At 42.7% G+C, this 20,093-nt stretch carries 22 protein-coding genes, 1 pseudogene, 1 riboswitch and 1 other annotated feature; of the genes and pseudogenes, 15 read left to right on the top strand and 8 right to left on the bottom strand.

Annotated elements, in window-relative coordinates:
• Positions 1–16: 16 nt before the first annotated feature.
• The 3 genes from ABHC48_RS00760 (at position 17) to ABHC48_RS00750 (ending at position 3,919) form a co-directional block, all read left to right on the top strand.
• The gene (locus ABHC48_RS00760) at positions 17–2,959 is read left to right on the top strand and encodes a glycoside hydrolase family 3 N-terminal domain-containing protein (RefSeq protein WP_195698946.1); all 2,943 of its coding nucleotides are present in this window, start codon (positions 17–19) and stop codon (positions 2,957–2,959) included.
• A 282-nt stretch (positions 2,960–3,241) separates the two neighbouring features.
• Positions 3,242–3,754: a hypothetical protein gene (locus ABHC48_RS00755; protein ID WP_243284451.1), complete on the top strand. Its 513-nt coding sequence runs from the start codon at positions 3,242–3,244 to the stop codon at positions 3,752–3,754.
• Positions 3,755–3,766: 12 nt separating this feature from the next.
• Positions 3,767–3,919: a hypothetical protein gene (locus ABHC48_RS00750; RefSeq protein ID WP_243284452.1), complete on the top strand. Its 153-nt coding sequence runs from the start codon at positions 3,767–3,769 to the stop codon at positions 3,917–3,919.
• A gap of 88 nt (positions 3,920–4,007) precedes the next feature.
• On the opposite strand, the gene ABHC48_RS00745 is transcribed toward ABHC48_RS00750, so the two are convergent.
• Positions 4,008–5,162, bottom strand: a complete 1,155-nt coding sequence (locus tag ABHC48_RS00745) for an iron-containing alcohol dehydrogenase (protein ID WP_195698947.1) — start codon at positions 5,160–5,162, stop codon at positions 4,008–4,010.
• 218 nt (positions 5,163–5,380) lie between these two features.
• Between ABHC48_RS00745 and ABHC48_RS00740 the strand changes: the two genes are divergently transcribed.
• Genes ABHC48_RS00740 through ABHC48_RS00730 form a run of 3 tightly spaced genes read left to right on the top strand, consistent with a single transcriptional unit; the run spans position 5,381 to position 6,305 of the window.
• Positions 5,381–5,656: a hypothetical protein gene (locus tag ABHC48_RS00740; RefSeq protein WP_195698948.1), complete on the top strand. Its 276-nt coding sequence runs from the start codon at positions 5,381–5,383 to the stop codon at positions 5,654–5,656.
• Between the two features lie 45 nt (positions 5,657–5,701).
• On the top strand, positions 5,702–5,959 hold the full coding sequence (locus ABHC48_RS00735) for a type II toxin-antitoxin system HicA family toxin (protein ID WP_195698949.1): 258 nt from the start codon (positions 5,702–5,704) through the stop codon (positions 5,957–5,959).
• A complete protein-coding gene (locus ABHC48_RS00730) occupies positions 5,943–6,305 on the top strand; it encodes a type II toxin-antitoxin system HicB family antitoxin (protein WP_195698984.1) in 363 nt (120 codons plus the stop codon). The genes ABHC48_RS00735 and ABHC48_RS00730 overlap by 17 nt, the downstream gene beginning before the upstream one ends.
• A 111-nt stretch (positions 6,306–6,416) precedes the next feature.
• Here the strand turns inward: ABHC48_RS00730 and ABHC48_RS00725 are convergent, their stop codons facing one another.
• Together ABHC48_RS00725 and ABHC48_RS00720 are read right to left on the bottom strand one after the other, a co-directional pair.
• Positions 6,417–7,622 (bottom strand): cation:proton antiporter, encoded by a 1,206-nt coding sequence (locus tag ABHC48_RS00725; protein ID WP_195698950.1) that lies wholly within the window; start codon positions 7,620–7,622, stop codon positions 6,417–6,419.
• Between the two features lie 53 nt (positions 7,623–7,675).
• Positions 7,676–7,748: riboswitch (Fluoride riboswitch) on the bottom strand.
• A gap of 313 nt (positions 7,749–8,061) precedes the next feature.
• A complete protein-coding gene (locus tag ABHC48_RS00720; RefSeq protein WP_195698951.1) occupies positions 8,062–8,487 on the bottom strand; it encodes a helix-turn-helix transcriptional regulator in 426 nt (141 codons plus the stop codon).
• Positions 8,488–8,718: 231 nt separating this feature from the next.
• On the opposite strand from ABHC48_RS00720, the gene ABHC48_RS00715 reads away from it, so the two are divergent.
• Positions 8,719–9,423 carry a serine/threonine-protein kinase gene (locus tag ABHC48_RS00715; RefSeq protein WP_148463804.1) on the top strand — a complete coding sequence of 235 codons (705 nt, stop codon included), beginning with the start codon at positions 8,719–8,721 and terminating at the stop codon, positions 9,421–9,423.
• A gap of 61 nt (positions 9,424–9,484) precedes the next feature.
• Here the strand turns inward: ABHC48_RS00715 and ABHC48_RS00710 are convergent, their stop codons facing one another.
• Positions 9,485–9,613: a DUF6783 domain-containing protein gene (locus ABHC48_RS00710; RefSeq protein ID WP_319017833.1), complete on the bottom strand. Its 129-nt coding sequence runs from the start codon at positions 9,611–9,613 to the stop codon at positions 9,485–9,487.
• Between ABHC48_RS00710 and ABHC48_RS00705 the strand changes: the two are divergent.
• The 3 genes and pseudogenes from ABHC48_RS00705 to ABHC48_RS00695 form a co-directional block, all read left to right on the top strand.
• Positions 9,563–9,673 (top strand): annotated as a pseudogene (locus tag ABHC48_RS00705) (DUF6783 domain-containing protein); the annotation flags it as partial. The gene ABHC48_RS00710 and the pseudogene ABHC48_RS00705 overlap by 51 nt on opposite strands.
• 29 nt (positions 9,674–9,702) lie before the next feature.
• The gene (locus ABHC48_RS00700) at positions 9,703–10,962 is read left to right on the top strand and encodes a zinc ribbon domain-containing protein (protein ID WP_195698952.1); all 1,260 of its coding nucleotides are present in this window, start codon (positions 9,703–9,705) and stop codon (positions 10,960–10,962) included.
• 317 nt (positions 10,963–11,279) lie between these two features.
• Complete coding sequence (locus ABHC48_RS00695; RefSeq protein ID WP_195698953.1) at positions 11,280–12,500, top strand: hypothetical protein; 1,221 nt, start codon at positions 11,280–11,282, stop codon at positions 12,498–12,500.
• 217 nt (positions 12,501–12,717) lie between these two features.
• Here the strand turns inward: ABHC48_RS00695 and ABHC48_RS00690 are convergent, their stop codons facing one another.
• Both ABHC48_RS00690 and ABHC48_RS00685 read right to left on the bottom strand, forming a co-directional pair.
• Positions 12,718–13,263 carry an NADH peroxidase gene (locus ABHC48_RS00690; protein ID WP_148463755.1) on the bottom strand — a complete coding sequence of 182 codons (546 nt, stop codon included), beginning with the start codon at positions 13,261–13,263 and terminating at the stop codon, positions 12,718–12,720.
• A 229-nt stretch (positions 13,264–13,492) separates the two neighbouring features.
• On the bottom strand, positions 13,493–13,891 hold the full coding sequence (locus ABHC48_RS00685) for a transcriptional repressor (protein WP_118577930.1): 399 nt from the start codon (positions 13,889–13,891) through the stop codon (positions 13,493–13,495).
• A gap of 188 nt (positions 13,892–14,079) precedes the next feature.
• Positions 14,080–14,365: a binding site (T-box leader), on the top strand.
• A gap of 88 nt (positions 14,366–14,453) precedes the next feature.
• On the opposite strand from ABHC48_RS00685, the gene metG reads away from it, so the two are divergent.
• The 3 genes from metG (at position 14,454) to ABHC48_RS00670 (ending at position 17,484) form a co-directional block, all read left to right on the top strand.
• Positions 14,454–16,412 carry a methionine--tRNA ligase gene (gene metG, locus ABHC48_RS00680; RefSeq protein ID WP_195698954.1) on the top strand — a complete coding sequence of 653 codons (1,959 nt, stop codon included), beginning with the start codon at positions 14,454–14,456 and terminating at the stop codon, positions 16,410–16,412.
• A gap of 77 nt (positions 16,413–16,489) precedes the next feature.
• Positions 16,490–16,996, top strand: a complete 507-nt coding sequence (gene moaC, locus ABHC48_RS00675; RefSeq protein WP_118577929.1) for a cyclic pyranopterin monophosphate synthase MoaC — start codon at positions 16,490–16,492, stop codon at positions 16,994–16,996.
• Complete coding sequence (locus ABHC48_RS00670) at positions 16,993–17,484, top strand: MogA/MoaB family molybdenum cofactor biosynthesis protein (protein WP_195698955.1); 492 nt, start codon at positions 16,993–16,995, stop codon at positions 17,482–17,484. The genes moaC and ABHC48_RS00670 overlap by 4 nt, the downstream gene beginning before the upstream one ends.
• A 96-nt stretch (positions 17,485–17,580) precedes the next feature.
• On the opposite strand, the gene ABHC48_RS00665 is transcribed toward ABHC48_RS00670, so the two are convergent.
• Positions 17,581–17,829 (bottom strand): DUF6783 domain-containing protein, encoded by a 249-nt coding sequence (locus ABHC48_RS00665; protein ID WP_195698956.1) that lies wholly within the window; start codon positions 17,827–17,829, stop codon positions 17,581–17,583.
• Here ABHC48_RS00665 and ABHC48_RS00660 point away from each other — a divergent pair.
• Positions 17,728–17,982: a DUF6783 domain-containing protein gene (locus tag ABHC48_RS00660; protein WP_334285437.1), complete on the top strand. Its 255-nt coding sequence runs from the start codon at positions 17,728–17,730 to the stop codon at positions 17,980–17,982. The two genes, ABHC48_RS00665 and ABHC48_RS00660, sit on opposite strands and share 102 nt — an antisense overlap.
• On the opposite strand, the gene ABHC48_RS00655 is transcribed toward ABHC48_RS00660, so the two are convergent.
• On the bottom strand, positions 17,868–19,061 hold the full coding sequence (locus ABHC48_RS00655; protein WP_195698985.1) for an amidohydrolase: 1,194 nt from the start codon (positions 19,059–19,061) through the stop codon (positions 17,868–17,870). The genes ABHC48_RS00660 and ABHC48_RS00655 overlap by 115 nt on opposite strands.
• Positions 19,062–19,303: 242 nt before the next feature.
• Here ABHC48_RS00655 and ABHC48_RS00650 point away from each other — a divergent pair, with 242 nt between their 5' ends.
• The gene (locus ABHC48_RS00650; RefSeq protein ID WP_195698957.1) at positions 19,304–20,080 is read left to right on the top strand and encodes a TatD family hydrolase; all 777 of its coding nucleotides are present in this window, start codon (positions 19,304–19,306) and stop codon (positions 20,078–20,080) included.
• The last annotated feature ends 13 nt before the right edge of the window (positions 20,081–20,093 follow it).

Genomic DNA, 20,093 nt, shown 5'->3' with positions numbered 1-20,093 from the left:
AAGGGAGGAAAAAGAAATGACATTTAGTGCAGAAGATGTAAAAATGGTCCTGAGTACAATCTCAGGATATCTGATCGTAATGGCTGTTCTTCTGGTGATAGCAATTGCAGTGGTAGTAGCAGTTCGTAAAATGGATAAGCCGAAGAAACGTCTGATCAGATGGCAAGCTTTGTTTGCATGGCTGCTGGCTGTAGTAGTTTGTGTAAACGCAATTTGCTTTGGAGTCTATGGAGATACTTTAAACGCGGCGTTAGCTGAGAAAAAGGATATTTCCGAGGAAGCCAAAGAGGCATCCAGAAACACAGTACAAGAAACAGCAGAGGAAGGAATCATTCTGGCAAAGAATGAGGACAAAGTGCTTCCTGTAACAGATGAGAAAAAGTTAAATGTATTTGGTTGGGCTTCTACGAACCCAATCTATGGAGGATCCGGTTCCGGAGCTTCTGATTCTTCATCTTCTGTATCTTTGCTGCAGGGACTTGAAAATGCAGGATTTGAGCTGAATACAGAACTGACAGATTTCTATAAGGATTATGCAGAGGCAAGGCCGGAAGCTGGTACTTCTGTGCAGGATTATACTTTACCTGAGCCTACGGCAGATTCCTACAGTGAAGAAATGCTGGAAAACGCAAAGAATTTTTCTGATTATGCAGTGGTTGTTGTTTCCCGTGTTAGCGGAGAGTGCTTTGACCTTCCGACTGATATGTATGAGGTAATCCACAATGACAATTTTGACCCAGATAATCAGTCCATTGCTGAAAATGGTACATATACCAATAATGGCGATTACGATGATTTTGAAAAAGGGCAGTCTTATCTTACACTGGACAAAACAGAACAGGATATGGTAAATCTTGTTTGTGAAAATTTTGATAGTGTAATTGTTGTTTACAATGGTGCCAACACAATGGAGATGGATTGGACTGATGAGTATCCGCAGATCAGAGGTGTGATTCTTTGTCCTGGTGCAGGAAGTACTGGATTCAATGCCCTGGGAGAGATTGTTTCCGGTGAAATAAATCCAAGCGGAAAAACAGTTGATACATGGGTAAAGGATCTGACAAACACTCCATATTTCAACAATATTGGAGATTTTACATATGATAATATCCAGGATTATACAGACCAGATCATCGCAGCAGATAATGGTTCTCTCTATCCGGGAACATTTGTTGATTACAATGAAGGCATTTATGTAGGATATAAGTTCTATGAGACTGCAGCTGAGGAAGGACTCATTGATTATGATGATTTTGTACAGTATCCATTTGGTTATGGACTTTCCTATACAGAATTTTCCCAGAAAATGGGTGAGATTCAGGAAGACGAAAATGGAAACATTACATTTGATGTTACAGTAACAAATGAAGGGGATACTGCAGGAAAAGATGTAGTAGAAGTGTATTACAATCCGCCATATACAAACGGTGGAATTGAGAAGGCTTCTGCAAACCTGATCCAGTTTGAAAAAACAGACCTGATTCAGCCAGGTGAGAGTCAGACTGTAACGATTTCTTTCAACAAAGATGATATGGCAGCTTTTGACAGCTATGATAATCAGTGTTATGTACTGGAAAAAGGAGAATATGGAATCAGTGTTCGTTCTGACTCCCATAATATTCTGGATGAAAAAACTTACGAAGTATCTGATACGATTGTATATGATGAGAGCAATCCAAGAAGTTCTGATGATACAGCAGCAGTAACGCGTTTTGCAGATGTGGAAGGTGACGATAGCTGTGACATTACTTATCTTTCCAGAAAAGATGGTTTCGCAAATTACGAAGAGGCAGTTTCTGCTCCATCTGAAAAACAGCACAATATGAGTGATGAGCTTCTGGCAACGTATGTTTCCAACGCAAATTACGATGGAACTATTTATAATGATGATTCCGATGGTATGCCGATTACCGGAGCAAAGAATGGTGTGAAACTGGCGGATTTAAGAGGTCTGGATTATGATGATCCAAAATGGGATGATCTGCTGGATGAGCTGACCTATGACGAGATGGAGAATATGATTGAGTTTGGCGGCTGGCATACTGCGGCAATCAAATCCATTGACAAGGTGGAAACAGCGGAATGCGACGGACCAGCTGGTGTAAATAACTTTATGACACAGCATTATGGAACGTCTTATTGCGTAGAGGTAATGCTGGCACAGACCTGGAGCAAAGAGATTGCTGAGAAATTCGGTGAGGCAATGGGGCAGGAGTTTGCTGATATTGACAATTATGGCTGGTATGGTCCTGCTATGGATACTCACAGATCTGCGTTTGGCGGAAGAAACTTTGAGTATTATTCAGAAGATGGCGTGCTTGGCGGTTACATTGGTGCTGCTGAGATTAATGGTGCAGCAACAAAAGGTGTTTATGCATATCTGAAGCATTTTGCATTAAATGACCAGGAAATCAATACTCGAGAAATGCTTTGCACATGGACAACCGAGCAGGCTATGCGTGAAATTTATCTGAAACCATTTGAGGTTGCAATAAAGAATTTTGAAGGTACAAGCATTGGCGTTATGGTTGCCTTTAACTTCATTGGAACTGCATGGGTGGGAGCAAGCAAGCCATTAATGACAGAAGTTCTCAGAGATGAGTGGGGCTTCCGCGGCGCGGCAATTACAGACTATTTTGGTGGATATGGTTATCAGAATGCAGATGCAGGGGTGCGTGCGGGAACAGACCTTATGCTGAACATGGTAAGCCAGTTTGCGCATATCACAGATAAGAGTGCAACTATGACAAAGGCTCTTCGCCAGGCATCCAAGAATATTCTGTATATGGTTGTAAACAGTGGTGCTTATACCGATCAGGCATATGAAAATGCAACCAAGATGCCTGCATGGAGAAAAACATTTATTACAGTTGATGTGATTTTAGGTGTACTTCTGGTTGTTGCTGAGGTTGCAGTAATTCTTAATTACAGAAAGAAGAAAAAAGAGCAGGAAGCATAAAATGCGCAAGCTAAATTGCTTCGAAATTTCAATGCCCCTGTGGGCTGTCAAAAATAGACAGCCTACAGGGGCATCATAGTTTTCAGCTTTTTCACAGTCCCCTGGGGTTCTGAACTGTTGCAAGATATGTCGTTTTATAGGAGAATTTTACGAACGATAAAACTTTACTTTATGCAGATAACCTTGTAAGCTATTTAAATATAGGAAAACACAAGAAAAACGGTGCACAGTTATTCTTTACTTTCAATATAGAAAACTATATAATAAAAGGAAAACTGTTTGATGAAAGATCTTAAGGAATTGAATCTGCTGGACCGTTTTCTGTTTGCTGAGGCGATGGAGGATCCGGAGAATATGCGGGATGTGTTGGAGATCATTTTTGGAAAAAATACTAAGAATCTTCCGAAAAGAAGCAGGTTTTACCAGAGCATGATCGATTCAAAATTATTGGAGCCTGGAGAAAAAGACTTTAATAAGATGAATGATGTGTACATTATATTAATAGCTCCATTTGATTTGTTTGGCGAAGGAAAATATATGTACACCTTTCAGATGACATGTCAGGAATCTTTTTCGGTATTGCTAAATGATGGAGCAACCCGCATTTTTCTAAACACGCATGGAACGAATCCAGAAGACGTGAGCCCGGAACTGGTGGAATTGCTTCACTACATAGAAAATACAACTCAGGAAGTGGCAGATTCTTGCACAAGTCCTAGAATACATAAGATGCAGGAGCGTATATGCAGTATCAAATCCAGTGAGGAAGTGAGTGTGAAATATATGCAGAGATAGGAAGAAATGGAAATGGAAAAAGACAAGGCGCGTGCAGAAGGGCGTAACTCTATAGCCAAGCTAATGGACAAGTTGCTGGAAGAAAATAGAGTAGACGACTGCAAAAGAGCTGTAAAAGATCCGGAATTTTGCCAAAAACTTATGGATGAGTTTGGAATAGAATAAGCAAAATAAAAAACATTCATTTCAATTAAACGTATATATTTAAACTGGGATACAATTTGTACCCCAGTTTAAATATGTTGGAGCGGTGTTATTTTGCCATTTTCAAAATTGCCACAATATCTCCTTTCGTCAGCGGCTGGAAAAATCCAACATGTCCATTTCTGCCGAAAACGCATTTCTCAGCCATTTCCTCAAACTGGGCGTCGGTTGGATGGATGCCTAGTTCAGTAAGGGTGATTGGCATGCCTATGGAGTGGCACCAGGTTTCCCAGGCGGTGATGGAATCACTATCCCCGAAAACTTTTTCACCAAACTGTGCAAATCTTCCTGGATTTGTGTTATACACATATTTCGCCCAGCTTCCCCATATAGCTGCAAGTCCGGCACCATGTGCCACATCAAACATACCGCCCAGCTCATGCTCGATCTTGTGTGTTCCGAAATCAGAAATACGTCCTGCACCAGTTAGTCCATTGTGGGAAAGGCTTCCAGCCCACATAAGAGTAGCCCGGGCTTCATAGTTTTCCGGCTCCTTTACCGCAACCTGGGCTGCATCGCGGACAGAAACCATCAGTCCCTCTGCGATTCGGTCAGTAAGGCTGGTATCCGTGTCAGTTGGGGTAAAATAGCGCTCCATGGTGTGCATCATGATATCAGCAGCGCCGCTGGCAGTCTGATAAGCCGGAAGGCTGTAAGTCAGCTCCGGGTTCATAATAGCAAATTTCGGACGTGCGCAGTCATGTCCATAAGAACGCTTCATCATGCCGTCTTCAATTGTGAGGACCATGGAAGAAGACATTTCAGAGCCTGCCGCGGCAATTGTAAGAACAACGCCAATGGGCAGGTTTTTATCTGTTTTTACACATCCATAAAGCAGGTCTTCCATCTCAAAATCATTGGCAATTCCGTAACCGATTCCCTTAGCCGTATCAATTACGCTGCCCCCGCCAATGGGCAGAAGGAAGTCAACACCTTCCGCACGTCCAATGCGGATCCCCTCTTTTACCAGGGAAAGACGTGGATTAGGTACAACGCCGTTCAAATCCACGTAGGAAAGCCCGGCATCACTTAAACTCTTATGAACTCTGTCCAAAAGCCCGGAAGTTTCAATATGTCCGCCCTTTTTTCCATAAATGATCATAACCTTATGTCCGCCAAACGCTGCAACCTGTTTTCCAACCTCACTCTCACGCCCAGCTCCAAACAGAATCTTAGTAGGAGTGAAAAAATCAAAATTTATCATAAGAAAATTCCTCCGTAAAAATATGCAACAGCAGTTTTTTTATTCTGAGCCCATTATATAGCAGGATTTGAAAAATATCCATTACTTTTGCGAATTCGGTCATCTATGTTAAAGTCAAAATTATGATATTTGTATATTCTTATAAATGGCTTGACAATACTACTACTATATTGATAAACTAAATGTATAAAAAATATACCACAAGGAGGCGAAAAAGAATGTCAAAAGAAGACCTTGGAAAATTGATCGATAATAAGAAATTTTCTAAAACGATGTATTGTTACGGAGATGACAAGCTTGGAAATTTTATTAAAGAAATATATTTTGATGGTATGAGAGAGGGATATAATTTAGCAAAATTTAGACTGGAGCTGCTTGATGGGATGCCATTTGATGCAGCTGATGAATATTGGGATAATAATATGGAAAAAATCAGAAGCATTTTGAATCTATGTAAACGGTATGATGAGATTGACAAACAAAAAAATGATTGACACCATATGCGACACCACATATAATGTGAATAGGAGATATAATAAATGTCAAAATGGGATAAACTGATAACACGTATATGCAATTTATCGAAAGACCTCCGATTTGACGAATTGCGGAAGGTATTGGAAAGTTATGGATATGAAATGAATGCACCGAGAAGTGGAAGCAGTCATTATACGTTTAGAAAACAAGGGTGCACACCAATTACAATACCGAAGCATGAACCAATCAAGAAAGTGTATGTGGAGATGGTAAGACTGATTGTGGAAGGCGAGGTGAAAAATGATGAAGACGTTGAATGATTATATGGCAATGTCCTATCGTATGGAAATTGTGGAAGATAAAGACGAAGGCGGATTTGTAGTTTCTTATCCAGATTTACCTGGCTGCATTACTTGCGGAGAAACTTTAGAACGTGCAGTGGCAAATGCGGTGGATGCGAAAAAAGCCTGGCTTGAGGCTGCATTAGAAGATGGGATAGAAATTCATGAGCCAGACAGCTTGGAAGATTATTCGGGACAATTTAAGTTGAGAATACCTCGAAGCCTGCATAGATCATTGGCAGAACATTCTAAGAGAGAAGGAATCAGCATGAATCAATATTGTGTATATCTTCTTTCCAGAAATGATGCAGTATTCTCTAAGTAAAATTGTCGTAACGATTCAGAGATTGAGAACTCAAACAAATATATGTAACTGAAATAGAATAGTGAAAAAGGCATCCTCAAACGAATTTGTGTAAGGGTGCCTTTTGCCATTTTAGCTACACGATTCTCGTTTCAGCAGCCTCTTATAGCTGCAATCCATCCCAATAGCCCCCAACGGCGCGGTGATCAGAATGCCCAGAACTGCTATGGAGAGCACGATCTGTCCGCAGGAGAGGCCCATGGCCATTGGGACGGAGCCGATGGCGGCCTGGACGGTTGCTTTGGGCAGGTAGGCGATGGAGCAGAACAGTTTTTCTTTTGCGGTCAGGTTGGTTCCGGCTACGCAGAGGGTGACGCCAAGGGTGCGGATTAGCAGGGCGGCGAAGATCATAGCCAGGGCTGCAGGACCTGCTTTCAAGGTATAGCGGATATCTACGGATGCACCCACAAGTACGAAAAGCAGGACTTCAGCAGCCAGCCACAGCTTTCCGAATTTCTGGGAAAGACGGGCGGAGACGGAAGAGGTACACTTTAGCTTTAAAACGCAAGCCATGCTTACCACAGCCAGAAGCCCGGAAATAGAAACCACCGGTTTCAGCCATGTCTCAATAGACATCAGCAGGAAAGACATGCCCATTACCACGATCACCTTCATACTGTTCCGCACCATATGGCTGTGGGCGTAGGCTGTCTCGAAAAACAGGGAAAGAAGATAACCAGTCACACTTCCAAGTACAATACCCAGGACAATGGAAACCGGAATGTTGATAAAATCCTTCACATGTGCACTGCCGCCCTGTGCCATAGTAGAAAATGTGGAAAACAGCACGATCACATAAATATCATCACAGGAAGCGCCTGCCAGGATCATCTGGGGAATGCTTTTGGCTGTGCCGTATTTTTCATCCATCAACTGTACCATTCTTGGGACAACTACAGCCGGGGATACCGCACCCATTACAGCGCCCATCACAGCCGCTTCCAGTCTGGTAATTCCCAGAAAATACGGTGCCAGCAAAAAGTAAGCCAGGATTTCGAAAGTTGCAGGAATGCAGGCCATCATGATGGCAGGACGTCCCACTTTCTTCAGATCGGCAAGATTCAGGGAAAGTCCCGCTTTCAGCAGGATAATGATCAACGCGATCTGCCGCAGCTCCGATGAGATGGACAGAATCGACGGATCCAATACGTTCAGCACATAAGGTCCCAGTAAAATACCGGTGATCAGCATACCGATAATACGCGGTAGTTTCAGTGTCTGGCAAATAGCAGCCAGGGAAAGTCCCACAAGAAAAATAAAAGCCAGAGATGTTAACATTGTTATAAATTCCTCCTTTTTACGCAGAAAAGCTGATGCTTCCTGCGACAATTGTTATCACAGAAGTCATCAGCTTAATAAGCGGTTCGGGATGATCCCGGGGAGACATTCATTCCCCTTTGTTTCTGGTGGTATAATAGCACATTATAAAAGTGGTGGCAAGAAGAAATTATAAATCAAATAACAACTTCTGCTGTGCACGTTACTGCTCACTCTGTGACCAGTAACCGCTCCGCGATGCACAGAAAGACGAACCTTCTTGTGACAAGCACAAGAAGTAGCGTTTGCTGCGCAAACTTAATTCTCGGGTTTTCTGTGAACTTTGTTCACGAAAAACACCTCGCGGAATGTTACCAGTGAACAGTAACCTGTGCACAACAACGTGCTTTGTAACATGTAGAATCCAAGTTTTGTATCATTAGGCGTTGGGTGAAGAGAATTAAAACAACGTCTCTTCATTCTCCTCAAAAAGTTTATCATTAATTTCAAACAACTTAAGCCTATGAAGCAGTCCATAATAAATAATGGCATCTCTTTTTAATTTCGGATAAAGCTGTGCTATTCCACAAAGCTTCAGCAGTTCCTGGGTTTCGTCAACCGTCGCTTCAAGCCCATAACACAGGCACAGCAGACGATTCCGCGATGGATTACGGCGGCCTGCGAAAATCTGATGGAGATATATTTCGCTCATACCGGCCTGTTTGGCAAGCGCTGCCTTAGAGATATGTTTCTTCTCGAACAGACGGTTTAATAATTCTGCCACACTCTTATTTTCAAATTGCTCCTGGTTCTGGGACAGAAACTGGCTCAGATCCGGGGAATCCATAAGCTCCTGCTGTAAACCATCTGTATTTTTCTTTTTCATATTCGCGCCTTTACAATAATTTGTCAATAAGTTAAAATAATTTTAACAATACAATCAAATAAAACTATACTATAAAAAATTCTGAAAAACAATATGCAGTCAGCATAGTGGTTGTTGCCCTCTGGCAGTGTTCCATAGCTGTGGGAGTGCCATTGGCGAGGAACAGCTGATTCTCATAGCGTGCAGGTGATATGTCCATTTGGGGAATGATAGTTGGTGATAAGGAGAAATATGGAAATTTATGACAGTCTTTTAGGCGCAGTTTGTGACGAATATGACAGGGTCACATTGATCAAAAAAAGCGAGCGGGGCGAAGTAACCTTGATACGCCACAGGGCAAGCGGAAACCGCTATATTTTCAGACATTTTTCCGGCAGCAGTGAAGTGTACCGGAAGCTTCTTACGGTATCCTGTCCCAATCTGCCCCAGATCATGGAGGTGGGGGAAAAGGAGGGAAAAACAGCTCTTCTGGAAGAATATGTGCAAGGTGATACGCTGGGGGAGATTTTACAGGGCGGACTTTTGACAGCGGCACAGGCAAAGCAGATCACCCGCCAGCTGTGCATGGCTTTGTGGGTGCTTCATTCCCTGGGAGTTGTACATAGAGATGTAAAGCCAGATAATGTGATCATACGTGGAACCGAAGCGGTTCTTATCGATTTTGATGCTTCCAGAATTTATAAAAATGAAAACAGAGAAGATACACAGATTCTTGGAACCACAGGCTTTGCAGCACCGGAACAGTATGGGCTCTCCCAGTCTGATGGGCGTGCGGATATTTATGCACTGGGAGTTCTGCTGAACATTATGCTGACTGGGGAACATCCCTCCAGGAAGCTTGCCAGCGGAAGAATGGGCAGGATCGTCCAGCGTTGTACCATGGTAAATCCGGAGAAAAGATACAAGAATATCCTTCATCTGATGGAGGTTTTGTAAAGCATAAAAAGCTTATGGTCTCTGGAAAAAAGCCTGTAAATTTATAATACAAGATGGATAATTACTTACTAGAGTGTGTTTGAAAAATCATTCCCGCAATCTGCACGCCCCACTTTGCGGGAGATTTCACCGGAATTCGGTTGCCGTAGCCCGCTACGGCGCCCTCATCCGAGCGAAATCTCCCACAAATTGTGACGCACATTTTGCAGAAAGCCTTTTTCAAACACGCTCTAGCTGTAAGGTATGTTAACCATAAATATATCGTAATAGGAGAAAAATATGAGTAAAAAATGTATAAAATGCGGACAGCCTCTTTCGGACAACGCTTCTTTTTGTCCTCACTGTACAGCAGTCCAGAAGGAAAAACAGGAGATAAAAGCACCGAAACGATGGAGAAAGGCGGCTTTTGGAGCAGCTGCTGTGGTAGTGCTTCTGGCAGCTGTTGGAGCAGCTTTTTCCCTGCATCACCGTCCGAAGTCCTATGAGGGAGGGGCGCAGGTGGTTTATAAAGACAAAGGAAAATCTTATAAACTGCTGTTGAATTTTTCCGAAGATGATGGAGTAACAGGACATGCCCAGGGCGAACGTACTGATACACTGGCGCAGGGAATGGAGAGTGCCCTTCCATGTCAGCTGTATGTTCTGGATCAGGAGACTGGAGAACTGGCGTGGGAAGAATTTACAGAAAAGGTAGTTTCCTGTAAGGTGGATACAAAACCTGGAGAAAATTCCCGGAAGGTAGATTATGTAGAACCGGTTCATAACGAGAGTTTTCCAAATGCAGCATATGTTTCTGATATTATTTATACCTCAGACAGCGGTACTAACGATATCTTGTGGAATCTGACGATGAAAAACGGAGATACGATTTCTCTTAGCACACGGCTTACCATTGAAAAGCAGGCAGCAGTTACCTATTTTTCAGAGGATACGCCTATGGAGACCACAGAGGAACTGAATGCATTGCTGGCTTCCATTGAGGAAGAGGTGTCATCGGAAACTCCGGTTTACCTTCATCTTCCGGCAGTAACTTATGATGGTGATATTGTTTTTGGAAATCATGTGTGGGGAATTTATGGCAGCTCAGACGGAGATGACGTGACTACTTTTACAGGAACCGTCAGCTTGCGCGGATTGAATGGAAATTACGCGGAAATGTCAGGAATCCAGTTTAAAGGGAATTCTGGAATTGGGGTGAACGCGTATTGTCTTACTTTACTTTCCAAATGCAGTTTTAATGGTTGGGATACGGCTGCAATTGCCAATAATGAAGCCTGGGTAAATGCAATGGACTGTACTTTTACCAATAATAAAATTGCACTGAAGTTTAACAGCAGCATGGCTTATGGTACAGCGCCCAACTATCTGAATAATACATTTACCGGAAATGGAACGGCGGTCTGCATTGAGAATCTACCTGGGAATGAAGTCCTTGATTTCGCGGGAAGTACTTTCTCAGAAAATGATGTGGACATTGATAATAAAGCAGAGCATTCGGTGGATACGGCGAAGGCAAATTTTGAGACTGCTTCGGAGTAATGCTCTGTGAGGGCTTTTTTATATAGCGTTCAAGTAATATTTTAATAAGAGTTTTAGGGTTACAGATTAATCATTTTGCGGTCTGTAACTCTTTTTATATTACGGCACAATGGCAGATGCCGCCGAGACTCCCTGCTGCAGTAGCAGAATCCTGCAAAGTATGATTTCTGTGCATCGCGAAGCGTGTTGCTGTGAAGGTCGTGAACAGTAATAATTTCTTCTTGTACTATGCTTTCAGGTAATTGCTTTCCTTCCTCCTATTATTATATGATAACCTATCAGTCTCAAATAAAATTACAAAAAATGGGGGTCAAAGGATGAAGAAAAGAACATTAGCGCTGGCGTTGGCATTGGGGTGTGTATTTATGTCTCCAACGCTTTCCCATGGGGAAGAGAATGCAGAGGTAGTTTCAGAAATAGAAGAGGATTCCAGTACGGATGAAGGAAACAATAACTCCTGGGGAAAAGTTGCGGTAGTAGATGACTTCGGGGATGCAACGGGGCAATCTGTTATAAGTACGGTTGTTTCCGGAACCTTTAGCAACACGGCAACAACCGGTAGTGATCTGCTTGTCACAGCATATATTAATTTTGATGAATTTGATTATTGTTATGATTTATCTTTTAAACTTTTAGAGTATAAGGATACCCCTGCTACTTATTTTTCTTCTGATTCTAAAGAATTGAAAATAAAAGTTGGAAGTATAAATACGGTATATGAATATGGTTTGCTAGGTGAGGAACCCAATGGCAATGTTTATGTCAGCGGATCTTCAGGAGAAGATATTGTGAAATGTTTATATGAAGGAAATGATATACGTTGTGTACTGAATCTTGGTTCATCTAAATATAGCTTTGCATTGGAAGCAGGCAATATCGCAGAGCTAATTGATGAAGGCGGATATGGTGCGCCGTTAGATGAGGAAGGCAGGAAGGAAAGAAAAAGTAAACATGAAATAGAAGAAGCGCAGGAAAGCAGCAGGAAAAAACAGGAAGCAGAGCTTGCACAGGCGGAGAAGGTTATAAAATCCAAAGATGATTTTATTGCTGCATATGTGAATCATACAGATGCGGATAATGACTATGAAAGTGGATTTTATTACTTCAAAGCTCATGCAGACGAGTTTGAGACTTTAACAGAAGAGGAATTATCCTCCATTTTTCCATGCAGATTCCGGTATTATACTGTTAATTGGGCAATTGGCGGAACCACTGGTGCCGGAGACCTTTATGAATATGATGCAGATGGTAATACAAAACAGCTTGGAAGCTTTGGAACAGATGACAGCTATCGCACAAGAGAAGAAATAAATCCCAACTGGCCTGAGATTAATGGAAGCTGGCGAATCGAAGATGGAAAACTGATCCGAACAATTACATCTGGAAATCAGGAAAAACGTTATATTGTGAAATCATTAGACCGTGACGGCTATTATTTATTATGCTTTGAAAGTGCAACCGGCGAGGTGAATGCGGTTATGATGATTGTTTTATATGATGAGAACAATATGCCATTGTATGAATTTACAGAAAATTAAGTACAAAATAGCGAGAGAAGCTATGCGGGGAGGGACTGTGGTCCGCACAAATTAAACGAAACGGGAGAGACACATTTTGAGAGTTTTTAAGAGTGAAAAATGGGTTAGGGACACCTGATTTACATATTAAAAATGACGGAAGTCTGCCCAAAAAGGGAATCACGAAAGTGATTCCCTTTTATAAAAAGCTTTATTTTATGCGATTCCCCGGTAAAAATTATTCTCCGAAATATCTCTTAAGCAGACCAGCGAATGCTTTTCCGTGTCTTGCTTCGTCTCTTGCCATCTCATGAACTGTGTCATGGATTGCGTCAAGGTTAGCTGCTTTAGCGCGTTTCGCAAGATCAGTCTTACCAGCTGTTGCACCGTTCTCAGCGGCTACACGCATCTCAAGGTTCTTCTTGGTGCTGTCTGTAACAACTTCACCTAATAACTCAGCGAATTTAGCTGCGTGCTCTGCTTCTTCATAAGCAGCTTTCTCATAATACATACCAACTTCCGGATATCCTTCTCTGTGAGCAACACGTGCCATAGCAAGATACATACCAACCTCAGAGCACTCGCCCTCGAAGTTTGCTCTTAAATCAGCAAGGATGTCTTCGCTGACACCTTTAGCAACGCCTACAACATGCTCAGCTGCCCATGCCATTTCATCATCCTGTTTCGTAAATTTCTCAGCCGGAGCCTTGCAGATTGGACATACTTCCGGAGCTGTGTCACCTTCATGAACATAACCACATACACTACATACCCATTTAGCCATAATTAAATTCTCCTTTTCTTATATAAAATTTTTATTTAGTTTTTAATAATAGTAATCATTACTGTTTTATGGTAACATATTGTTTCTTGCTTGTCAAGAGTTATTGAAACTTTTTTCTAACAGGATCGAATGTTCACTTAAAGTTTGGTGCTGTGGCCATTGCTTGTCGAGCGGCTGTAATTCCCTACAGAATAGCTATGATCAGAAAATGAAAAATTTATTCAACTGATTAGTGAGACTCTTCCTTCAGGCATTCCTTGCAAATTCCGAAAAATCTTGCTTTATAATCGGAAATCTGACCATCCTTAAAGTCAGCTGCAATACTCTCAAGGCTTTTATCAATATGTTCGCTGAATACGTCCATCACTCTGCCGCAGCGGGTGCACATAAAGTGACAATGGGGAACGGTGCGGGCATCGAATCGGTCTGCTCCGCCAAAGCTGGAAAGCTTCTGTATTTCACCCAGATCAGCGAGAAGAGAGAGGTTTCGGTATACAGTTCCAAGGCTGATGTTTGGATAAATCTGCTTCATATTCTCATAAACAAAATCAGCGGTGGGATGGTCGGTTCTGCCAGTAAGAAACTCCTTAATAGATTCTCTCTGGCGGCTGTATTTCAATGTGGCCATCTGATTCCTCCTTTCTCTCGATAATAGTAATTGTTACTGATATTAATATACAAGATAATTGCAAATTTGTCAATAGTAATTTGGCTAAATTTACACTAAAATTATAAATATTGCATCGCTGTAAAATGATAAATTTGGGTTTACAAACCCATTAAAATGTGATACGCTCTTTTATATGAATTTATAAGCCAAACCCATAGAAAAAGAGAGTACATTTGCGTACCGCATTACAGAGAATCCCCCGGGAGATGAGCAGTTAAGAGTTGCTTTTCCAGGCTGAGAGGGGGTGTGTATGGAACAGATGGAAGATGGCTTTGGAGGGGCGCAGTTGAAGTAATTTAGGCTGCGACAGGAACGCCTGTTATAGCGTAAGGGTATGAAGGTACCCGGTGAGATTCCCGAAGATGGTTTTTCCATCTGTACCGTGAGGCGGGAATGAATAGAAGTGGTAACACGGGATAACTCGTCTTCTCAGTATATTTGAGAAGACGTTTTTTTATGTTGTGACAGGAAGGAGAAGTTTAACCAGCTCTTTTTGTTACACAGAAAAGGAGGAAATACAATGAGTAAACCAAAATATTACATCACCACAGCCATTGCCTATACATCTGGCAAGCCGCACATTGGCAATACCTACGAGGCGGTTCTGGCAGACGCCATTGCGCGTTATAAAAGACAGCAGGGCTACGACGTATTTTTCCAGACCGGAACTGACGAGCATGGCCAGAAGATTGAGCTGAAAGCAGAAGAAGCAGGTGTTACACCTAAGGAATTCGTTGATAACGTATCCGGTCAGATCAAGAATATCTGGGATCTGATGAACACATCCTATGACAAATTCATCCGTACCACAGATGCAGACCATGAGAAACAGGTACAGAAGATTTTCAAGAAAATGTATGCAAAAGGGGACATCTACAAAGGAGAGTACGAGGGAATGTACTGTACTCCATGCGAGTCCTTCTTTACAGAATCCCAGCTTGTAGACGGAAAATGTCCGGACTGCGGACGCCCATGCGTACCAGCTAAAGAAGAGGCTTATTTCTTCAAAATGAGCAAATACGCAGACCGTCTGATCGAGCACATTAAGACACATCCGGAATTCATTCAGCCGGAATCCCGTAAGAACGAGATGATGAACAACTTCCTTCTTCCGGGACTTCAGGATCTGTGCGTATCCAGAACTTCTTTCAAATGGGGAATTCCGGTAGACTTTGATCCGAAGCATGTTGTATATGTATGGCTGGATGCCCTGACCAACTATATTACCGGAATCGGTTATGATTGCGATGGAGACAATTCTGAACTGTTTAACAAGATGTGGCCTGCCGACCTTCATCTTATTGGAAAAGATATCATCCGTTTCCATACTATTTACTGGCCAATCTTCCTGATGTCACTGGATCTGCCTCTTCCGAAGCAGGTATTCGGTCATCCGTGGCTTCTCCAGGGCGATGGAAAAATGAGCAAATCCAAAGGAAACGTTATCTACGCAGACGAGCTGGTTGATTTCTTCGGCGTTGATGCTGTCCGTTATTTCGTACTTCATGAAATGCCGTTTGACAACGATGGTGTGATCACCTGGGAGCTGATGGTAGAGCGTATGAATTCCGAGCTGGCAAATACTCTTGGAAACCTGGTAAACCGTACCATCTCCATGTCAAACAAATACTTTGGCGGCGTGGTAGAGAATAAAGGCGTAACAGAACCTGTTGACGATGATCTGAAGAGCTTCATTCTTTCTGTTCCTGCAAAGGTTGATGCAAAGATGGAGAAACTTCGTGTAGCAGATGCCATCACAGAAGTGTTCACTATTTTCAAACGCTGCAACAAATATATTGATGAGACAATGCCATGGGCACTTGCAAAGGATGAGTCCAAACAGGATCGTCTTGCAACCGTTCTTTACAATCTGGTTGAGGGCATTTGCATTGGAACCACTCTTCTTGAGTCCTTTATGCCGGACACAACAAAGAGAATCCTTGGTCAGTTAAATGCTTCTGAGAGAACTCTTGAGGATCTGAAGACATTTGGACTGTATCCGTCAGGAAACAAGGTAACAGACAAACCGGAGATCCTTTTTGCCCGTATGGACATCAAAGAAGTTATGGAAAAAGTAAACGAGCTTCATCCACCGAAAGAAGAGCCGAAGGAAGAAAAGCCAGAGGAGAAGGTTGTAGATATTGAGGCGAAGCCGGAGATCACATTTGATGATTTCGCAAAGCTTCAGTTCCAGGTTGGTGAGGTTATTGCCTGTGAGGCGGTGAAGAAATCCAAGAAGCTTCTTTGCTCCCAGGTTAAGATTGGAAGCCAGGTTCGCCAGATCGTATCTGGAATCAAGGCTTACTATACACCAGAGGAAATGGTTGGCAAAAAGGTTATGGTAGTAACCAACTTAAAACCAGCGAAACTTGCAGGAATTCTTAGTGAGGGAATGATTCTCTGCGCAGAGGATGCTGAGGGAAATGTATGCGTAGTCAGCCCTGAAAAAAATATGCCGACAGGATCTGAAATCTGCTGATTTTGACCGGAAGCGTCCATCTGATATAGCCGGAATATAATACAATAGGTTAATATTGTTATAAAAAGGGACGAATTATGTGTAATAAACTAAGCCATTTTGATAAAAATGGTAATGCTGTTATGGTGGATGTCTCGGATAAACCGATTACCCACAGAACTGCAATTGCAACAGGTTCTATCCAGGTTGGAGCAGAAATCATGGAGCATCTTACTGCAGGCACTGTGGCAAAGGGAGACGTTCTTGGCGTTGCCAGAGTTGCCGGGATCATGTCTGTGAAGCACACCTCGGATCTGGTACCTATGTGCCATCCTTTGCCGGTTACCAAATGTACCATTGATTTCGAAATTGAAAAAGAAAATGGAATTATCCGCACTTTTTGCACTGTGAAGACAGACGGTAAAACCGGTGTGGAAATGGAAGCCCTTACAGGTGTGCAGGTGACTCTTCTTACAATTTATGATATGTGCAAGGCAATCGACAAGCATATGGTGATGACGGATATTCACCTGGTAGAGAAAACTGGCGGTAAGAGTGGAGATTTTTTATTCAAAGAAATAAAAACGAAGGGGGGAGAAAAATGAAACGAGTAGCAATTATCACATCCAGTGATATGGGATTTCAGGGCAAGCGGGAAGATTTAAGCGGTCCGGCAATTAAGGAAATCGCAGAAAGAGAAGGCTATCAGGTAGTATCTATGGATATTCTTCCGGATGACCGTGCCATGCTTTCCAGACGAATGGCGGAAATCGCAGATGAGAATCAGGCAGAACTGATTTTGACTACTGGTGGAACAGGTTTTTCCCCGCGGGATGTTATGCCGGAGGCCACCGAAGATATCACAGAACGTAAGGTTCCAGGAATCTCGGAAGCCATCCGCGCCTACAGCATGACGATCACAAAACGCGCCATGCTCAGCCGCGCCACAGCCGGAATCCGGAAAAAGACTCTGATCATTAATCTTCCAGGCAGTCCGAAAGCAGTAAAGGAGAGTCTGGAATACATTATTGGAGCTCTTGGTCATGGCATTGAGATTATGACCGGGGAAGCTGGAAATTGTGCAAGGCAGTAAATATTCATAAATTTTATAGTAAATGAGAATCCCCTCCACTATGCAGCAGTTGCTTTTGTGGAGGGGATTCTTAGTTTGTGGGCTGACGAAGACTGCTTATGGCTGCTCTTTCATAGTTTTAAAATACTGGCTTGTTACAATCAGTGAATTGTGCACCATATCTTCCAGTGCCTGATCGGTAAAATATGCGGCGTGAGGCAGCATAAGTACATTAGAGCCTGTTTGAAAAATCATTCCCGCAATCTGCACGCCCCACTTTGCGGGAGATTTCACCCGAATTCGGTTGCCGTAGCCCGCTACGGCGCCCTCATCCGAGCGAAATCTCCCACAAATTGTGACGCACATCTTGCAGAAAGCCTTTTTCAAACACGCTCTAGGAAGATCTATAATTCGAAATTTTTACGAATTACATTTGCAAGCAGCTCTGCAGTACCGTCAATTCCGAAATTGTTGCTGTTCAGCATCAAATCCATATATTCGGTACTTCCTGGCTGTTGACCAAATGTCGCAATCAGTTCGCTGATGCTGTTGTATGCAGGTTCAAAAGCAGAAGTGTCAGGCGTGTTTTCCAAGTATTCCAAAACGTAGCTGACGGCAGCGGCAGTACCATAGATAAGTCCGTCCTCGTCCAGATCAAATTCCGGGGTATGGTGATTAGCGCCGGAACCTAATTCGTCATTTTTTATTCTCACGAAGGTTTCTACACCTGGAAACAGGCTGCACATATAACTGAAGGTTTCAGATGCCATCCATGGCTCACAATCATATATGACATCTTCGCCGATCTGTTTCTTGATAGAATCAATATAGGTTTTTCTGCATGCAGGATAGTTCTCTGTAGGTAAAAGCTGTTCCAGCAATTTAAACTGGTAGGTACAGTAATTAAGAGGACAAATTGCAGCAACAATTCGTTCAAATTCTTTGATAAATTCTTCTCCGCTGCTTCGATCCATCATTCGGATGCTTCCCTCGCAGGTAAGCTTGTCGGGAATCAGGTTAAAGGTTGCTCCTGCATTGACAGAGCCCAGAGACCAGGTCAGAACGGTGTTTGGTTTTATGTATTTTAACCGGAGTGTATCAAGGTTGGAATATATGTCATGGAAACAGTCAATTACACTGTGAGCAAGATCCGGTCTGGAACCGTGTCCGCCTTTTCCATTTATTTCAAGTACGAAGTGGTAAAGACCTGACATGGCAGAACCCTGGCAGCAGGAAAGTTTTCCTGTGGGAATGTCCCAACGCACATGAGAGGCGTAGCAGGTGTCAAACTTCATGTCCTTTTCTGCCATATAAGCCAAAAGCTTTTCTATATTCCGATGTCCTTCTTCTCCTTCCTCAAACATAAGGACAACGCGTCCATTTAGGGATGCTTCCATATTCTTCAGTATTTTTGCGGCGCTAAGAAGCATAGCAATGTGGCCGTCATGGCCGAAGCCATGCATAACACCAGGATTTTTGGAAATACATACTTTTTTATTCTTTAGATTAGTCTCGGATTCCAGTATGGGAAGTGCATCGATGTCGGATCTGAGAAGAACTGTTTTTCCGGTACTGTCTCCGTTTATATATGCAAAAATGCTACCGCCTGGTACCTAGACATAAGGAATATCAATTTTTTCAAGCTTCACATTATCTGTCGAATCTTCTGAATTGTCAAGTATTTTTTGTGTTTTTGAAATTGTGTTTAAAATAGTTCGATGTTCGTTCTATTCACAGTAACAACTAAAATAGAACTTCCAAAAAGAGGTTTATAACACTTTACTGGTATGATTTTAGTATGCTATAATTGTTGTATTTCAAAGAAAAATGAGGCAGAAAAATGATATTTGATACACATGCACATTATGATGATGAGGCATTTGACGAAGACAGAGATCAGCTCCTTTCTTCCATGAAAGACGGGGGAGTGGGCTGTATTGTAAATGTGTGCGCGTCAGCCGGGGGATTTGGCGGGACCTTGGAATTGATAAAAGCGTATCCTTTTGTGTATGGCGCAGTGGGGGTTCATCCCGACGATGCAGGAATTATGACACAGGATACTCTGGATGAGATCCGGCGTCTTTCCCATTTGAAGAAAATGGTCGCCATCGGAGAAATTGGTCTGGACTATTACTGGCATAAGGAAGCGGCGGAGCATAAACAGCAGCAGGAGATGTTCCGGGCCCAGATGGACATTGCCAGGGAGGAGAAGCTGCCATTTATGATCCACAGCCGGGATGCAGCCGAGGACACTCTGGAGATTGTAAAGGAATATATGAAAAAAGATATGTCCGGCGGAATCATTCACTGTTTTTCCTACAGTAAGGAGATTGCGGCGGAATATTTGAAAATGGGACTTTATCTTGGCATTGGCGGCGTGCTTACTTTCAAAAATGCAAAGAAGCTGAAAGAAGTAGCTGCCATAGCGCCGCTGTCCCAGATCGTTCTGGAAACGGACTGCCCTTATATGGCACCGGAGCCCAATCGAGGCAGGAGAAATTCTTCCTTGAATCTGCCCTATGTTGCAGAAGCCCTGGCGCAGATTAAGGGAATTACTGCAGAAGAAGTAATTGCAGTGACGGAAGAGAATGCGAAGCGGTTATTATTCAGAGCGTAAATTTTGACGGACA

It is taken from the genome of Ruminococcus sp. 1001136sp1, assembly GCF_039841815.1.
Classification (GTDB): Bacteria; Bacillota; Clostridia; order Lachnospirales; family Lachnospiraceae; genus Blautia_A; species Blautia_A faecis.
Note: the sequence above shows the minus strand (reverse complement) of the source record. Positions and strands in the feature narration are given on the sequence as shown.

Coding starts and splice junctions, on each gene's coding strand:
- ABHC48_RS00715 (WP_148463804.1), top strand. CDS start 8,719: ATGGAAATTTATGACAGTCTTTTAGGCGCAGTTTGTGACGAATATGAC.
- moaC (WP_118577929.1), top strand. CDS start 16,490: ATGTGTAATAAACTAAGCCATTTTGATAAAAATGGTAATGCTGTTATG.
- ABHC48_RS00735 (WP_195698949.1), top strand. CDS start 5,702: ATGTCAAAATGGGATAAACTGATAACACGTATATGCAATTTATCGAAA.
- ABHC48_RS00730 (WP_195698984.1), top strand. CDS start 5,943: ATGAAGACGTTGAATGATTATATGGCAATGTCCTATCGTATGGAAATT.
- ABHC48_RS00745 (WP_195698947.1), bottom strand. CDS start 5,162: ATGATAAATTTTGATTTTTTCACTCCTACTAAGATTCTGTTTGGAGCT.
- ABHC48_RS00695 (WP_195698953.1), top strand. CDS start 11,280: ATGAAGAAAAGAACATTAGCGCTGGCGTTGGCATTGGGGTGTGTATTT.
- ABHC48_RS00755 (WP_243284451.1), top strand. CDS start 3,242: ATGAAAGATCTTAAGGAATTGAATCTGCTGGACCGTTTTCTGTTTGCT.
- ABHC48_RS00725 (WP_195698950.1), bottom strand. CDS start 7,622: ATGTTAACATCTCTGGCTTTTATTTTTCTTGTGGGACTTTCCCTGGCT.
- ABHC48_RS00750 (WP_243284452.1), top strand. CDS start 3,767: ATGGAAAAAGACAAGGCGCGTGCAGAAGGGCGTAACTCTATAGCCAAG.
- ABHC48_RS00650 (WP_195698957.1), top strand. CDS start 19,304: ATGATATTTGATACACATGCACATTATGATGATGAGGCATTTGACGAA.
- ABHC48_RS00685 (WP_118577930.1), bottom strand. CDS start 13,891: ATGGCCACATTGAAATACAGCCGCCAGAGAGAATCTATTAAGGAGTTT.
- ABHC48_RS00740 (WP_195698948.1), top strand. CDS start 5,381: ATGTCAAAAGAAGACCTTGGAAAATTGATCGATAATAAGAAATTTTCT.
- ABHC48_RS00760 (WP_195698946.1), top strand. CDS start 17: ATGACATTTAGTGCAGAAGATGTAAAAATGGTCCTGAGTACAATCTCA.
- metG (WP_195698954.1), top strand. CDS start 14,454: ATGAGTAAACCAAAATATTACATCACCACAGCCATTGCCTATACATCT.
- ABHC48_RS00700 (WP_195698952.1), top strand. CDS start 9,703: ATGAGTAAAAAATGTATAAAATGCGGACAGCCTCTTTCGGACAACGCT.
- ABHC48_RS00665 (WP_195698956.1), bottom strand. CDS start 17,829: ATGTGCGTCACAATTTGTGGGAGATTTCGCTCGGATGAGGGCGCCGTA.
- ABHC48_RS00690 (WP_148463755.1), bottom strand. CDS start 13,263: ATGGCTAAATGGGTATGTAGTGTATGTGGTTATGTTCATGAAGGTGAC.
- ABHC48_RS00720 (WP_195698951.1), bottom strand. CDS start 8,487: ATGAAAAAGAAAAATACAGATGGTTTACAGCAGGAGCTTATGGATTCC.
- ABHC48_RS00670 (WP_195698955.1), top strand. CDS start 16,993: ATGAAACGAGTAGCAATTATCACATCCAGTGATATGGGATTTCAGGGC.